Origin of the sequence: Paenibacillus sp. ACRSA (assembly GCF_022346845.1) — a bacterium.
Lineage (GTDB): Bacteria > Bacillota > Bacilli > Paenibacillales > Paenibacillaceae > Paenibacillus.
Window position 1 is genome coordinate 776,521 of the sequence record NZ_JAKRNP010000002.1, and the last position, 14,984, is coordinate 791,504.

Sequence of the window (14,984 nt, forward strand, 5' to 3'; positions counted from 1 at the left end):
ATGTTATATCCAGCGAATAAGGGCAATGATGGCTAGATGAGCCGGATAGAAATAACGCCATATCCATCTCGGCCCCTTTAAGCGAAAGCCTGCACCATAATATTGCGCAATAGCAATACCCACGGTAGCAATAACGCTGTACATCTGCACAGAACTGCTATAGAGCGTAATATAGACTGCCGTTAACAAGAAATGTCCAACAACCAGAATTGCACCTTGGAAGTAACGGAATAATAGAACGAGAATTAACCCATACATCCCATAGTCCATATGCGTAATCTCCATAATCCATCCTGCACCTATAACAATCGGGATATTCAACAAGCGAACGGGTAAACGATCCAGCGCCAGCAATACCAACAATCCAGACAATAACGTCCATACGACATTCAGTGAGAGGTGGTTAAATGCTGCCATAAAAGGAATCTGTGAGATGACCGCAATCCAGAATAATCGCATTATGTATTTCTTCATATTTCGTGTGTGCTTATAGCCAACATACACGGCAAAAGCATAGATTGGAAATGCGATACGTCCGATCACTCGGAGTTCCTCCACTTGTGGATAAAAAACGGCACCTATGTGATCAATCAGCATCGTTATCATGGCGATCCACTGCATCATGGTTATGTAGTCCTCCCTTGTTCCTTGTGAAGCACAAGCACATCCTTTATTTCTTATACATTAAGATCATAATACAGGAAATTGGTGTCTACTGCATATCCTTCAGACTCATATAACGCTTGAGCCTGCTTATTGCTGATCGCAGTGGACAGAGACAACCGAATAATGCCCCTTTCCTTCGCGAGTGCTCTGGAAGCCTGTAGTAACTTACGGGCAATCCCTTGCTGACGATACTCAGGCAGAACATATAGATCATTCAGTACCCAGATACATCCCATCGATACAGAACTGAAGCTTGGATACAACTGCACAAACCCCATTACTCCCCGATTGTTTCTATTGTCTACTTCAGTATTTTGATCATGCTCTCCCGATTCAATAACCCTTTCAGCTACTAGTATAATCGATTCATTACGCTGCATCCGATCCTTTATGTATTGGCTCACCCCTTCTAGATCTGAAGGTTGGTTATAAAACATACGATATTGATTAAATAACTCACTCACATGTTCAGTATCAGCAAGCTCAGCGATTCTAATCTGGTCTGTCATCTCGTTTCTCTCCTTATCTCTTCCTAATGAACGTCCTCTTATTATATAGGTTATCTCCAAAAATCCACATTCATCATTTGCACCAAAGTTTGCAATCTTTTTGACTTTTCCACAAATGCAAGAATATTTAAGGTCAGGCGTCACAAACTACAGGAGGATAACAAGTCATTATATAGACTGGCGAATCAAGGAGGAAACTGGAATGGAAACAGGCAGCACGCTTGAACAGGTGAAGACCCGTCTCTTGGGCGCTACGGATGTTGTCTATCAGCCCTTTCAGATTGGTACGATTCATTGTGAACTCATCTACATCCAATCCATTGTAGATACCGCCACAATGAGAGAAGCCATCGTTAAACCATTGCTAGAAGAAGCATCTCGCGAAGAAATAGACCCTATGCTTACAGCGCGGATAGTCAGTGGATCTTTTTTCACACTGGACTCACAGCTCACAGAATCATCTGAACAACTGGTGAGTGACATCGTCTCTGGTAATGCCGTTCTTCATTTCGAAGGATTGTCCAATTCGATTGTGTTCTCAATTCAGAATTATCAGAAACGTTCTATACCTGAATCCACGAACGAGGTGGTCGTGGTTGGCCCCCAAGAAGCATTTATTGAAGATATTCAGGCGAATATGTCTCTGCTTCGGCACAAAATTAAGCATCCTGATTTCAAAATGATCCAATTCACAATCGGCAAATATACCAAAACCATCGTATATGTCGTGTACATTGAAGGGTTATGCAAACCGGATATTCTCGAAAACGTGTTGAACAGCTTAAATGAAATTGATATGGATAGTAGCTTAGGTGTCAGCTATTTATCAGAGTTTCTGGAGGATCATCCGCTGTCACCGTTTCCCCAGTACCAATATACCGAGCGGCCAGACTCCGTCGCAGCTGCACTCGTTGAGGGACGTATTAGCGTCATGCAGGATGGCACGCCATTCTCAATACTTATTCCTGTCACCTTCTTCTCGTTAATGCAATCTTCTGAAGACTACTATCAACGGTTTCATTCCGCTTCTTTCATTCGGATTATTCGTCTGTTATTTGCCTTTTTTGCTTTTTTGTTACCTTCGGTCTATGTGGCAGTCACCACCTTTCATCCAGAAATCATCCCAACGAATCTGCTAATTACGATTGCCTCCGCTAGGGAAAACATTCCTTTTCCTGCATTGGTTGAAGCCTTTATTATGGAAATCACCTTTGAGGGGCTGCGTGAAGCAGGGATACGTATTCCGAAGCCTTTAGGGCAAACCGTGTCCATTATTGGCGGTATTGTCATCGGTCAGGCGGCTGTGCAGGCAGGTATTGTCTCTGCCCCGCTTGTGATTGTCGTTTCCATTACTGGTATTGCTGCCTTTATCATTCCACATTTTGAATTGGGACTGGCATTCCGGCTTCTTCGATTTCCCGTGTTACTCGTCGGTGGCACGCTAGGTCTGTTTGGCGTAGTCATTTCGATCTATCTAATTTACTGGTACATGGTAAGTCTGCGCTCCTTCGGAGTTCCATATATGCAACCTTTTGCGCCGCTTGTCCTGCGAGATATCAAGGATACGTTCATTCGGGTGCCTTGGTTTCTTATGAAAAAAAGAACCAAAGCATATGCAACGGATAATGAAACGAGGCAAGATACGCCATGAATTTTCGCTATACTCTGCCAAAATTAGTTCTATTCGTGACATGTTGCCTCTTCTGTGGTGGTTGCTGGTCTAAAGTCGAAATTAACGAGCGTACATTTATCACTGCTATGTATGTTGACAAGACCGATACGCCTGGAGAAGTTGAGGTTTCATTAACAATGCCGCTACCAAACCGACTATCACCAGATCGAGGAGGATCAAGCAAGGAGCCCTATGCTGTAGTTTCTGCGGTAGCCCCTACAATTGCCGATGCGTTAGAACGAATCCAGACAGATCTCACGAGAAGAATCTCCTGGGGACATACACGTGTTGTTGTCTTCGGACAAGCATATGCCCGAGCAGGGATCGACGATACGATGGAATGGATTGCACGAGAGCCACTATTTCACCTGAGCAGCTACGTTATGGTCGCTGAGGGTAAAGCGAAGGATGTATCCGACTTAACTCCGGTCTTTGAGGAAACACCAAGTGATGTACTGCGCGAATTCTCCACCGAGGAAAATTTGTTAAAGACCCAGACGCTAAACGTTTATGCTTCAGACAAAATGAACCAAGGCTTTGCCGCATCTCTGCTGCAAGCTAAACAATTATCTATGGTAAGCGAAGAAGGGGCAAAGAAAAAGTGGATCAGTCAGATTGGCGGAGCTATTTTCAAGCAAATGCGTATGGTGGGAACACTTTCAGACGATGAGGCTCGCGCTGTAGCTTGGGCTGGTCGCAAACTAGATTCGATGGCGATATCCATCCAGACGGACAGAGTAAAGGCCAGCATGACTCTCTTCGATATGGACTCAGACATTCGTGTCAGACTAGTCGATGGTGAGCCCTTCTTCGACATTAATCTAACGGGTAAGGGAGAGCTTAATTCCGTCATCCCAATATTGAAAGCCAAAGACGTCGGAAGTGTGCAGGAAATGCAGGTGGAGGCGAGTAAAAAAATCGACGAACATCTGAGGCAAGCCATTGTTACCGCACAGCAGCAAGAGGCAGATATTCTGAATCTAGGTTACCGCTTGGAGTGGAAGTATCCCAAGGTCTGGTCTAAGCTTCGTCCTCAATGGACTACGTATGTGAAGAATAATTTGCGATTCCGCGTTAATACACAGATTAACATTCAGTTTGTCGGATCAGAGTCCAGCTATTGATCTAAACGAACCGTAATGACATGCGCTGAAGGAGGATCATCATGATCGCTGTTTTGTTGTTCGCTGGGCTCTATCTATCTGACTACGCATCCGTGAAAACGAGTAAAAAGACGATTAGGCGCAGTTACTTCATCTTACTCGCGCTGTTTATCGTGTGGAATACGCTCGCGGTGAGCTGGTCTGCCTGGCCCAATCCCAATGATATCATTCAACTGATCTTTGGCTGGATTGATCCTATGATTCATTAAGAACAGGAGGTACCAATGATCTATGAATCATCTAACAGCTGGGCAAGCTTATCGCTTCATGTTTGTTTATCTATACTCTGAACCCATTGCTTTCCTCCTACAACGATTATTCAAGATGAGCGGTTATCAGGGCTGGTTATCCACGTTTGGTGGATTTCTGATCAGCCTCATCTTCTTATTCTTTACATATAGACTCGGTGCCCTTAACCCGGATCGACCTTGGCTGAGCTTTGGAGAAGACATTGTTGGCAAATGGGTACATCTCTTTTTCGTTGGGATGATCGCCTTGTTGTGTTTGTATTTAGTGACGATTGATGTAGAGAATTTCATTATTTTTCTGCAATCGATGTACTTACCTGAGACTCCCATTTGGGTTACCGCAACACTTACTTTGTTATGTGTCAGCTTATCAGCACGCTCAGGCCTAGTGACAATTATTTTCATGGCAGAAGGTATCTTTTTGGTGCAAGTTCTCACATCCACTCTGCTGATCCCGACCGTAGGCAGTGGCGGCAATCCAGATGTACTCCTCGCTCTGATAACACATCATGATCTAGGCGAGATTGTCATGGGTTCTTTTTCTACCCTGCCCTGGTTTTCCGAGTGGATGATGTTTCTGTTTCTCGCTCCAACTGTTGCGTTTAGACGCCCCTTACTAAGAAGCATGATATTCGCGGGAATCACCGTTATTCTGTTTGTAGTTTTTTTCTGGATCTATACACTCATGAACTTTGGTCCTTATGTAGCAGCGAGCCTCCGTTATCCTTTACTTGAGATGATTAGGTTTGCTCGATACGGCGACTTTCTTGATAATCTAGATCCCGTACTGATTGCGATCTGGTCAACCACAATGTTTACACGAAGTTCTTTTTTGTTATATGTCGCCTCTGTGTGTCTGTCCAAAATTAGTGGTGTTAGACAACAAAAGTCGGTTGTGTACTTAATTGGTGGAACAGCGGCTGCCATTGTGATGCAATACGCCAAAGATGTAACTGCATACGAGCTAGCTACACGCTCTTACGCTGTGCCGATGTATACCTTACTCATTGAATCCATGCCTATATTGTACGTTATTGTTCACTGGCTCCGATATGGCAAACATCGAAAAATTCAATCCTCTTCCACATCATCATCATGACTTTTATGCCGCTCAAGCTCATTTTGAATACCGGAACAACTACTGTCCATCTCTTTACAAAATTACTTGTTTAGCATATAGTTGTTATAACAACTATTTATGTACAGTGTGTATTTATCCTGGTTGAAAGTGAGGTTTTCATTAAATATGGATTATTCATTGGAGCAATCCGTAGGTTTCATGTTAGGTTTGACGCATCGCAAGGCAGTTGCTCTGCTCGCAACTAAATTCAAACCGCACGACATCACTACAGAGCAGTTCTCTGTTCTGTTCAATATTGGTAAAGGCGAAGGTGTGAATCAAAAGGAAGTTGCCTTGCGTGTGTTTAAAGATCAACCAACAACTGCCCGTATCATTGATCTTTTGGAGAAGAAGGGATGGGTAGAGCGTCAAACGAGTGAACAGGATCGTAGAGCTTACCTACTGTATCTGACAACTGAGGGTCGAACTATGCTGGACATACTCGTCCCCATCGAAAGAGAAATGAATAAAGAACTTGCTGAAGGTATACCTGAAGACCAGATGGAAGCATTTAAACATACTCTTTCCCTCATTAATCACAACCTTTAGAGAAAAGAACATCAGGGGGAATTCTGTTATATGAATACACAATCTACACAAGTGAAATTATGGACGACCGATTTTATATTATTAATGCTATGTAATTTTTTGCTATTTCTGCAGCTGCATATGATTGTTTCTCCACTGCCCGCTTATGTACAAGATCGTTTTCATGCCAATGCTTTCGAGGTCAGTTTGTTCACCTGTCTCTTTGCACTTAGCGCCATTGCTGCTAGACTGTACTCTGCTAAGGCTTTAGAGAAAGGTCTTCGGAACACGATGATCTATGTGGGTCTGTCTATCGCTCTATTAGCAACACTGGGCTACTACTTTGCTGCAGGCATTGTAGTCCTGCTATTGCTACGTATGTTATTTGGTGTGGGATTTGGTATGAGCAGTACTGCTTTCCCAACAATGGCATCTGATATTGTTCCGGTTAAACGGATGGGTGAAGGAATGGGCTATTTCGGCTTATCCACAAGTCTTGCCATGTCCATGGGTCCCATTATCGGGGTTACATTGCTGCAAGGCCAAGGCTTCGTTACGTTAATGTTATGTACAGCAGGTGTAATTGCTGTCATTTACCCGCTGAGTTATTCGTTAACACGTAAAAAAGCATCTCAGCGCGACCAAGTGACACACACAGGAGCAGGAGCAGTTCCTACGTCAGAAGCAAAAGGTGAAAAGATCCCTTTCAATCGTAAATTGATTTTGCCGAGTGTACTGAATGGCCTATTATCCGTCACATACGGGGGACTTGTTGGTTTTATTGTGTTATACGGTAAGGAAGCTAACCTCTCTAATCCCGCACTGTTCTTCCTATTCAATGCGATTGCAGTTCTGCTGGTCAGACCCTTTGCTGGGCGCCTTTATGATCAAAAAGGACCAAAAGCGCTGCTGATTCCTGGAGCGATATTCATCGCGATTGGGTTAATTATTCTTTCTTATGCAAATTCTATGCCGGTGTTATTTGTTGCAGCATTTATTTACGGTATTGGCTATGGCTCCATGCAGTCTTCTCTACAAACCTGGATGATTCAGATTGTAGCGCCTTCTCAGCGCGGAATGGCAAATGGTATGTTTTTGAATAGTCTTGATCTAGGGATCGCAACTGGTGCCCTTTTGCTTGGTGGTATTGCATCCCTCACAAGTTACACGGATATGTATCGCTATTCGGTCATGTTCATGATTGTGTTCCTACTCATCTATTTAGTTCAAGGTAAGAGAAGTGGCGGGTTCACGATAACCCCTCATCCTCTGCTGGAGCATACCCATATTAATGCAGACAAGGAGCAGTCCTCTAACCAAGCTAAACCTTCTTCTAACGATAACAATCAACATTGATTTTTAACCACTAGAAAACAATAAAAAATGCGTTGTCACATGAGTACATCGGACGTATCTCATGTGCAACGCATTTTTGCTTTGTGTCTGTGTGTAAGTAACATTCTAATCTAGAATGGGCTTTTTCTTTTTCCTAATTTCGGAAGCACTTTTCCCGTCTCTTTCACGTTCTCTTCTTCCTTATCTTCTTCATCATCTTCTTGCTTAGCGTCTTCTGTACCGGTATTACTTTTCTCAGGTTTCACCGCAAAGAGTGTAAGCAAACCACCAATTGCCCCTGTCGCAGCAAGTACGCCGAAGATTAAGATATGTGCACGTCCAATTAACAAGGATATTACAGGCGGCCCCAAGGACACCCCGATAAAACGCATACTACTGAATAAAGCAGTGATCGTGCCTCGTTGTTTCTTATCCACACCTTCGGTTATTAATGCATCAAGACACGGCAATGTTGCACCGATTCCTGCACTGCCTAAGGTAAACAAACCTACGACAGCATATATATTGTCCCACAGCCCCATAACAACCAGTGAGGCAGTCAAAATCACTAAACCCGAGAATCCAATCCATTTCATACGTGTTTTGCTCTTGCCAATCCACTTTCCTGCTAGGAATGAAGCCAGGCATAGCGCTGCTAATGGAATGGCTAACACAAGCCCTTTTAGCACGCCCTTTAGCTTGAATTCCGTTTCCAAGGTCTCTGACAAATAAAAAAGCACACCAAAAATAACAAACATGCAGATTCCACCGATAGCAAACAGCGCATAAAGCCAGCGACCTTTTTGCTTGAGCACTGTCCGAATAGAAGCGATGAATTCCGAGAACGTAGGAGGTTTTTCTTTTTTCTTAGGTGTTTTCACCAAGAAGATAACCAGTAACAGTGAAATGAGACATAATACAGGAATCGCCATAAACGGTAAATACCATAACCAGACAGCCAGAGCTGCACCAAGGATAGGACTTAATACTTTACCGAAGGTATTGGATGTTTCAATGATGCCTAAGCTTTTGCTGACTTCATTTTCGTCGCTAAACATATCACCCACAAGCGGAATGACGATGGGGAATGCACCTGCAGCACCTATACCTTGCAGTAGCCTGCCTCCGAGTATCACCCAGTAAGCGGCATCTCCGTTCATTAACCATGCGGCACCACCCGCCACTGCACCTCCAGCAGCCGCGATGATCAAGCTGGGAATAATAACAACCTTACGCCCAAACCGATCAGATAAATATCCGGCAATCGGGATCAGGAGGATAGCGACAACGGCGTACACGGTAATCAACATACTGACTTTGAAGGACGACACTTTTAATTCACGCTCTATCTGAGGAAGAATCGGAATTAACATGGAGTTTCCCAAGGTCATAATTACCGGAATGGAAGCAAGTGCAACAAGATCCCACTTTTTATCACTCATACCTCAACCACCTTTAAAGGGATCAGGAATATCAATGTTATTGTGGGTCATTGTGCAGATGTTTATTCGGGATATGTAAAAGTTCGTTGAATTACATAGAGCAACACTTCATGCACCTTTACACGATACGACTAATTCCGTTCTCTCCATTCCTTGAGCAGACACAACGTCCTGTGTTGGTACTTCTGTGCATCTTCATGCTGATTGACCTGATGCTCATGAACATAGGCATTAAAATAAGCTGACACTAGGCGGTAAATAAACCGTCGTAACTGTCCTTCTTCAGACATATCAAGCGAGCGTCCATAACCCTCATGAAAGTCGATTGATTCGGTCGATAGGATCGCCTCGAACTCACGATCAGCAAACATGGAGCGATCTCCGTCAATAATGGCCGCAATACTCGGCTGTCCCTGTTGCTCATGGATCAACACGTTGGCTTCCCATAAGTCATTATGAACTAATACCGGCTTCGTCACCTGATCTAAGACAGGTTGATTAGCTTTTAGAATCGCTAAGATTTCTTCTCCCACTCCGGACATGTATTGAGCATGTTCTGCCTTCGCTGCCGTCTCTGTAGCATAGGCTAATAATACCTCTGACCAACGTGTAGACCCCTTGATCGTGCCATCCGCCTGCGGCCATCCAAACGAATCTGCCTGAATGGTGTGCATTGTAGCGGCATATAAGCCTAATTGGCGATAAAGCACTTTTTTGTCTTTTTCGGACAACGAAGAATCATTTAACTGCCGGCTGGGGATAAACTCCATAAACATATACGTTCTTGGTATCATAATCCCACTAGAGTCACAGGCAATAACCGATGCACAGGGAATTCCCTGCTGGCGATATAACTCATAAATGATTGGTTCAGATGCCATCATGGTACGTTCAAATGAAAATAAAGGGTCAAGGAGTGAATGTTCACTGCCATCTCCTTGTACTCGCTCAGGTGCTAATCTTAAAATGACATCCGGGTACTTAGGATGATCCAGTTCTATGCGATAAGTGGTGTTAAACAAACCACCTTGTAACAGACCGTATTGCTTTACATGAGTATTTGCACCAAATGTATGTTCTACTAAGGTGTACAGCATTTCTGCCGTAATAGGTTGATGTAATTTAGAGTGAATAGAGTCCATATAGCTTAATCCCCTGACTGTAATGATATGTTAAAGCTGTTTAGAGAAAAACGAATAACAAATAACAAGAGAAAAACGGCACCTTTCGGCACCGTCCTTCTTCTCTATTCTATCTTCATTTAGACGATTAGAACATTACAATTGAATGGAGATTTGTTTTGCACCAGATGCTGGCGTAACAACTACACCATGTTCACCAGAAACGTAGGAGCCACCTTCCACACTGGATACACTTCCAAGACCATGAAGTACAAGACTCCAAGGTTTGCCCGCACCTTCTGCGGTAACTTCTAGAACCGAACCATTGCGTGATACTTGAACAGCAAGCTCCTGCTCAGCAGCTTGATTCACGACAACCGCTTGGGCTTGATGACCATCAGCTAATTCGAACAAGTGCAAGGAAACATCCTGAGCGAAGTCATAGTCTGGTTTGCCATCAACTGCACCTACAGCGATAAGGCTGTTCGGCTTGATCATCATAGGCAGCGTTTTGAAGTCATGGTTCTCGCTAACCCAACGTCCACCCTCAACTTTAGTTCCTGTCAGATAGTTCGTCCATGTGCCTTCTGGTAGGTAATAGGTTACATCGCCTTCTTTATTGAAGATCGGTGCGACCAGAATAGAATCACCGAACATGTATTGCGTATCAATGGTTGCACATGTTGGATCTTCAGGGAACTCTAGAACCATTGCACGCATCATTGGCAAGCCTCGAACCGTCGATTCCACTGCAGAATTGAACAGATATGGCATCAAGCTAAGTTTAAGCTTCGTGAAGTCACGTACCACATCAACAGCTTCTTCATCGAACAACCAAGGTACACGATAAGATTCATTACCATGCAGACGGCTGTGGGATGACAATAGACCGAATTGTACCCAGCGTTTGTATACGTCTGGTTCTGCTGTTTTCTCGAATCCACTAATATCGTGGCTCCAGAAGCCGAAGCCTGACAGACCGAGGGATAAGCCACCACGCAGCGATTCTGCCATCGATGAGTAGTTGGAAGAGCAATCGCCGCCCCAGTGTACAGGGAACTGTTGGCCACCAACGGTTGCAGAACGTGCAAACAATGCTGCTTCGTTTTTGCCCAGGTTTTCTTCCAATACTTCAAATACAGCTTTGTTATATAGGAACGTATAATAGTTGTGCATTTTCACCGGATCGGAGCCATCGTAATAAACTACATCCGTTGGAATTCTTTCGCCGAAGTCCGTTTTGAAGCAATCTACGCCTTGCTCGATCAATGTTTTCAGTTTACCTTTATACCACTCGGTTGCTTCTGGATTCGTGAAATCCACAAGACCCATACCCGCTTGCCATTTATCCCATTGCCATACGCTTCCGTCCGCTGTTTTAACCAGGTAACCCTTCTCCATACCTTCATCAAACAAAATGGATTTCTCAGCAATATAAGGGTTGATCCATGCACAGATTTTGAGGCCTTTGTCTTTCAAACGACTAAGCATACCTACTGGGTCTGGGAACATATCCTCATCCCACTCAAAATCACACCATTGGTACTCTTTCATCCAGAAGCAGTCAAAGTGGAATACGGAAAGTGGCAGATCACGTTCAGCCATGCCATCTACAAAATGATTAACCGTTGCTTCATCATAGTCTGTTGTGAATGAAGTTGTCAGCCACAAACCGAACGTCCATGCCGGTGGCAACGCCGGTTTGCCAGTCAGCTTCGTATAGTTGTCCAGAACTTCCTTCGGATTGCTACCACCGATAATGAAGTATTCCAGGGACTCGCCCTCTACGCTAAACTGTACTTTGGATACATTCTCGGAAGCAATCTCATAAGATACTTTCTCTGGGTGGTTTACGAACACACCGTATCCTTTGTTGGACAGGTAGAATGGAATGTTTTTGTAGGCTTGCTCACTGCTTGTACCGCCGTCTTCATTCCAGATATCTACGACCTGACCATTCTTCACAAACGGAGTAAAGCGTTCACCCAAGCCGTATACATATTCCCCAACCCCAAGCTCTAGCTGCTCGCGGAAAAAAGCACCTTCATTGGCAGACTCAATGTATGCTGGACCTCTCCAGCCACTGCCTGTCAAACGTTTTTCATTATAGTGGAAACCGATGTCCCAACCACCTGCTTTGTTAACGGTTACACGTAAGTTGCCACTTTGCAACTCAGCACCGTTCTCATCACGAGTGATCTTTACATCTGTATTTAATGTATTCAGAGCAAATTCAGGACCAGGATTCACTTTGCCTTTGTGATGGTTCAGTTGTACCCGGATCACATCTGGCATCGGTGAGCTGTACGTTGCTTTGAGCAATGTGCCGTTCAACGTATCTCCCTTGCGTTCAATGCGTTTCGTTGCTGCATATACTGTAAAGGAATCACCCTTTTGTACGATATCTCGAATATCCGCAGGATTTTGTACATGATATCCTTCGCGGGTTTGCCAATAGCCGTCCGTAAATTTCATCTTTGATTGCCCCCTTCGGTTATACTATAATAATATTGATATTAAACATGAAATTCTTCTCCTATTTTGACTGAATATATCACAATTTTGATATTCCCTAACGTTTTCTCACTAAATAACACCAATCAATGGAAACGATTACATTAGCATCAATTTCATTTACATTTAATTGCTTCATTAATAATGATCATCGAAGGAGCCACATCATGGAACGCGAACGTTTACGAGAGGATCGGGTACACGGAGATGCCATGTATCCTGTTAGTGTATATCCGGATATTCAACAGCTGGACGGTGATATCATTCTGGATTGCCACTGGCATGACGAGATGGAGTTCACTATGGTTACACAAGGAAGTGCCGTCTTTCAGATTGATATGAACACCGTTGAGGTACAAGCCGGGGAAGCCATCTTTGTTAACCGCGGAGAGATTCACGTTGGTTATTTGAAGGGTAGTATTCCTTGCGTCTTTTCTTCCATTGTGTTCAGCCCTGAACTGCTGGGGAGTCGCACTTTTGATACGATTCAAGAAAAGTTTATTCATCCGCTCGTTCACAAGACACTTGTGCCTCCGAACCACATCAAACCTAGTGATGCTTGGGGACAAGAAATCCTGCTGTATTTACAACGCATATTTGCCGAACACGCAACGAACTCAGAGACGTGTGAAATGTCCACCAAAGCATATTTGTATCTTATATTTGCACAGATGTTCGAACACATGCGTCCAGCTACTACCAACGGCATTCTTTCAACAGGCAGCCATGATAAAGTGGAACGCTTGAAGTCGGTGCTATCGTACATTCATCAACATTATCCAGAAGCATTACGGCTGAAGGAATTAGCAGATGAGGCAAACATGAGTGAAGGCCACTTTTGCCGATTCTTCAAACAGATGGTGCAAAAAAGTCCTGTCGATTATATTAATTATTATAGAGTGCAACAGGCCTGCTACTTGCTGGAGAACACCGATCATAAAATCGTAGACATTGCGATGGACGTTGGCTTTGAGCACCTAAGCTACTTTATTACCACGTTCAAGAAACATAAGAGCACCACACCATCACAGTACCGAAAAATGTTCTATGAGAAAGTTGACGTGAAGCCCATGCTGATCTGATCGGTATTATTTAGCCTGCGGGTACATGGTAACATGTCAGCTGATACACTTGGATCCCTGCATGTTCGCTATAATTCATTCAAAAGCTCTTGATTCAAGCATCTCACAGGCCTTCCCTAAGTCAAAAAAAGATGTCAGCAACAGGAATCGTCGCGACATCTTTGGGAAGGGTGTTTTCTTTTTTTCTACATTAAAATTAGAAGCTTATACTCCCTAGTTCTTTAGAGTTTTCCAAGATGTGTACTCATGAATTGAGAATCCATTGAAGGATGAATGTACTTTAGCCATATTCTCCACCAGCTTAAGCTGAGACTCCATGTACTCCGAACCCTCTTCATAGAAGGTAATAAAGTCGCCCTCTTTACTTTGCTTCGTCTCTACAGCAATGGATATCTTCTTGCCTTGTTGTGCTGCATCGATAAGCTCATCCTTCGCCACATTATAAATTGCAGTTGCTGTATCTCGATAGGCCATGATTGTGATTGAATCATATTTCTGAATCATCCAATTGCTAACCGCCTGCGTCGAACCAGGAACTTTGTAATTATCCAGCCAGAACGGCAGATCTGCCCCAACTGGCATCTTCATCTGTTTAGCACGATCCATAATGTACTGCACATTTCCCATCCATTGAGTAATAACACTCGCTTGATTCGTTTTCCACTGTGGATGCACATGGGGTTCAATGTCCAAATGAATGCCTGCAAATTTCTCATTTGGTTGTACCTGATTTTGATACGCCTCAATCCAGTTTAGAAAATCAGCGATTTGCCCTCTACTTTCGGTCAGTCCCCAAGCAGATCTGCCGTCCATCACATCCACTGCAATATGGTTCGCTCTAGCCTCACGAATAAAGCTTGTATAATAAGGAATTTTCACATCCCGGTTCAATTGCAGGTAGATTGTATTCACCTTTTTTTCTTTGGCAAATTTCAGCACTTCTTGTGGACGACTTTGAATCTGAGTGGTATCCCAAACCCATGTAGCTCGGATAGGCTGCTCAATCGCACCGTGAATGCTCTCATAACTTTCAACTGAACCCTCTGCAATCGTTTTTGAAGAAAACGTAACACCAGCGACGAGGATTAGACAACTAACAAGTTTGATAAAATGGTATTTGGACTTCTGTTGCATATTCGTACACTCCCTCAAATGTTATATCTCTCTGACCTATAGCTCCCAGCAAAAACTGTCGTAATTTAAACATCTTGGCGTATTTACCAAAGGCTATATCTAGTGAATTGCTTCTATATGCAATGTCATCTCTAAGACTTACGACGAAAGAATCATATAACATTATTTCGGGTATTCACACTTCTGTATTTATAGTTCTAAAGTCTCAATTAACGAAAATTTCCCTTATTTAACGCATTAACACACAAGACTTCAGTCATTATGAACATATGAAACCTACCGACAGAAGACCTAGGAAGCGTTTTCTTGCTAGTTTGTTCAAAATGAATCGCTCACTATATCCCTTCGTTGAGTTCTGCAACAAGCTTGCAGCTAGGCTACTTCCGACGGATCATTTCACTGCTTCCGGCGATCCACTCTGCTTTTTAGACAATTTTCAGACAATCGCTC

At 43.5% G+C, this 14,984-nt stretch carries 13 protein-coding genes; 7 read left to right on the forward strand and 6 right to left on the reverse strand.

Annotation, left to right across the window (positions count from 1 at the left end):
• Positions 1-3: 3 nt before the first annotated feature.
• Entirely contained in the window at positions 4-624 is a 621-nt protein-coding gene (locus MH215_RS08450; protein ID WP_239289625.1) for a TraX family protein, read from the reverse strand.
• A 53-nt stretch (positions 625-677) separates the two neighbouring features.
• Positions 678-1,175 carry a GNAT family N-acetyltransferase gene (locus tag MH215_RS08455; protein ID WP_239289626.1) on the reverse strand — a complete coding sequence of 166 codons (498 nt, stop codon included), beginning with the start codon at positions 1,173-1,175 and terminating at the stop codon, positions 678-680.
• A gap of 202 nt (positions 1,176-1,377) precedes the next feature.
• Between MH215_RS08455 and MH215_RS08460 the strand changes: the two genes are divergently transcribed.
• The 6 genes from MH215_RS08460 to MH215_RS08485 all read left to right on the forward strand — a co-directional run bounded on the left by MH215_RS08460 (position 1,378) and on the right by MH215_RS08485 (position 7,262).
• Entirely contained in the window at positions 1,378-2,826 is a 1,449-nt protein-coding gene (locus tag MH215_RS08460; RefSeq protein ID WP_239289627.1) for a spore germination protein, read from the forward strand.
• A complete protein-coding gene (locus MH215_RS08465; protein WP_239289628.1) occupies positions 2,823-3,971 on the forward strand; it encodes a Ger(x)C family spore germination protein in 1,149 nt (382 codons plus the stop codon). Before MH215_RS08460 ends, MH215_RS08465 begins: the two co-directional genes overlap by 4 nt.
• Before the next feature lie 41 nt (positions 3,972-4,012).
• Positions 4,013-4,219 carry a hypothetical protein gene (locus tag MH215_RS08470; protein WP_239289629.1) on the forward strand — a complete coding sequence of 69 codons (207 nt, stop codon included), beginning with the start codon at positions 4,013-4,015 and terminating at the stop codon, positions 4,217-4,219.
• A gap of 22 nt (positions 4,220-4,241) precedes the next feature.
• On the forward strand, positions 4,242-5,357 hold the full coding sequence (locus MH215_RS08475; RefSeq protein WP_239289630.1) for a GerAB/ArcD/ProY family transporter: 1,116 nt from the start codon (positions 4,242-4,244) through the stop codon (positions 5,355-5,357).
• 147 nt (positions 5,358-5,504) lie between these two features.
• On the forward strand, positions 5,505-5,927 hold the full coding sequence (locus MH215_RS08480) for a MarR family winged helix-turn-helix transcriptional regulator (RefSeq protein ID WP_239289631.1): 423 nt from the start codon (positions 5,505-5,507) through the stop codon (positions 5,925-5,927).
• A gap of 30 nt (positions 5,928-5,957) precedes the next feature.
• On the forward strand, positions 5,958-7,262 hold the full coding sequence (locus MH215_RS08485; RefSeq protein ID WP_239289632.1) for an MFS transporter: 1,305 nt from the start codon (positions 5,958-5,960) through the stop codon (positions 7,260-7,262).
• A gap of 110 nt (positions 7,263-7,372) precedes the next feature.
• Here MH215_RS08485 and bcbE read toward each other — a convergent pair whose 3' ends face one another.
• The 3 genes from bcbE to yicI form a co-directional block, all read right to left on the reverse strand.
• Positions 7,373-8,683, reverse strand: coding sequence for a bacillibactin exporter BcbE (gene bcbE / locus MH215_RS08490; RefSeq protein ID WP_239289634.1), 1,311 nt, complete (start codon positions 8,681-8,683; stop codon positions 7,373-7,375).
• Positions 8,684-8,814: 131 nt separating this feature from the next.
• Positions 8,815-9,825 carry a phosphotransferase gene (locus MH215_RS08495; protein ID WP_239289636.1) on the reverse strand — a complete coding sequence of 337 codons (1,011 nt, stop codon included), beginning with the start codon at positions 9,823-9,825 and terminating at the stop codon, positions 8,815-8,817.
• A 135-nt stretch (positions 9,826-9,960) separates the two neighbouring features.
• Positions 9,961-12,279, reverse strand: coding sequence for an alpha-xylosidase (gene yicI, locus MH215_RS08500; RefSeq protein WP_239289638.1), 2,319 nt, complete (start codon positions 12,277-12,279; stop codon positions 9,961-9,963).
• 206 nt (positions 12,280-12,485) lie between these two features.
• Between yicI and MH215_RS08505 the strand changes: the two genes are divergently transcribed.
• The gene (locus MH215_RS08505) at positions 12,486-13,400 is read left to right on the forward strand and encodes an AraC family transcriptional regulator (RefSeq protein WP_239289640.1); all 915 of its coding nucleotides are present in this window, start codon (positions 12,486-12,488) and stop codon (positions 13,398-13,400) included.
• Between the two features lie 213 nt (positions 13,401-13,613).
• On the opposite strand, the gene MH215_RS08510 is transcribed toward MH215_RS08505, so the two are convergent.
• The gene (locus MH215_RS08510; protein ID WP_239289642.1) at positions 13,614-14,534 is read right to left on the reverse strand and encodes a hypothetical protein; all 921 of its coding nucleotides are present in this window, start codon (positions 14,532-14,534) and stop codon (positions 13,614-13,616) included.
• Positions 14,535-14,984 lie beyond the last annotated feature (450 nt).

What these genes read in the sequence shown, in the direction of transcription:
- MH215_RS08495 (WP_239289636.1), bottom strand. Translation starts at nt 9,825, where the DNA reads ATGGACTCTATTCACTCTAAATTACATCAACCTATTACGGCAGAAATG.
- MH215_RS08470 (WP_239289629.1), top strand. Translation starts at nt 4,013, where the DNA reads ATGATCGCTGTTTTGTTGTTCGCTGGGCTCTATCTATCTGACTACGCA.
- MH215_RS08475 (WP_239289630.1), top strand. Translation starts at nt 4,242, where the DNA reads ATGAATCATCTAACAGCTGGGCAAGCTTATCGCTTCATGTTTGTTTAT.
- MH215_RS08510 (WP_239289642.1), bottom strand. Translation starts at nt 14,534, where the DNA reads ATGCAACAGAAGTCCAAATACCATTTTATCAAACTTGTTAGTTGTCTA.
- MH215_RS08455 (WP_239289626.1), bottom strand. Translation starts at nt 1,175, where the DNA reads ATGACAGACCAGATTAGAATCGCTGAGCTTGCTGATACTGAACATGTG.
- MH215_RS08505 (WP_239289640.1), top strand. Translation starts at nt 12,486, where the DNA reads ATGGAACGCGAACGTTTACGAGAGGATCGGGTACACGGAGATGCCATG.
- yicI (WP_239289638.1), bottom strand. Translation starts at nt 12,279, where the DNA reads ATGAAATTTACGGACGGCTATTGGCAAACCCGCGAAGGATATCATGTA.
- bcbE (WP_239289634.1), bottom strand. Translation starts at nt 8,683, where the DNA reads ATGAGTGATAAAAAGTGGGATCTTGTTGCACTTGCTTCCATTCCGGTA.
- MH215_RS08485 (WP_239289632.1), top strand. Translation starts at nt 5,958, where the DNA reads ATGAATACACAATCTACACAAGTGAAATTATGGACGACCGATTTTATA.
- MH215_RS08460 (WP_239289627.1), top strand. Translation starts at nt 1,378, where the DNA reads ATGGAAACAGGCAGCACGCTTGAACAGGTGAAGACCCGTCTCTTGGGC.
- MH215_RS08480 (WP_239289631.1), top strand. Translation starts at nt 5,505, where the DNA reads ATGGATTATTCATTGGAGCAATCCGTAGGTTTCATGTTAGGTTTGACG.
- MH215_RS08465 (WP_239289628.1), top strand. Translation starts at nt 2,823, where the DNA reads ATGAATTTTCGCTATACTCTGCCAAAATTAGTTCTATTCGTGACATGT.
- MH215_RS08450 (WP_239289625.1), bottom strand. Translation starts at nt 624, where the DNA reads ATGATGCAGTGGATCGCCATGATAACGATGCTGATTGATCACATAGGT.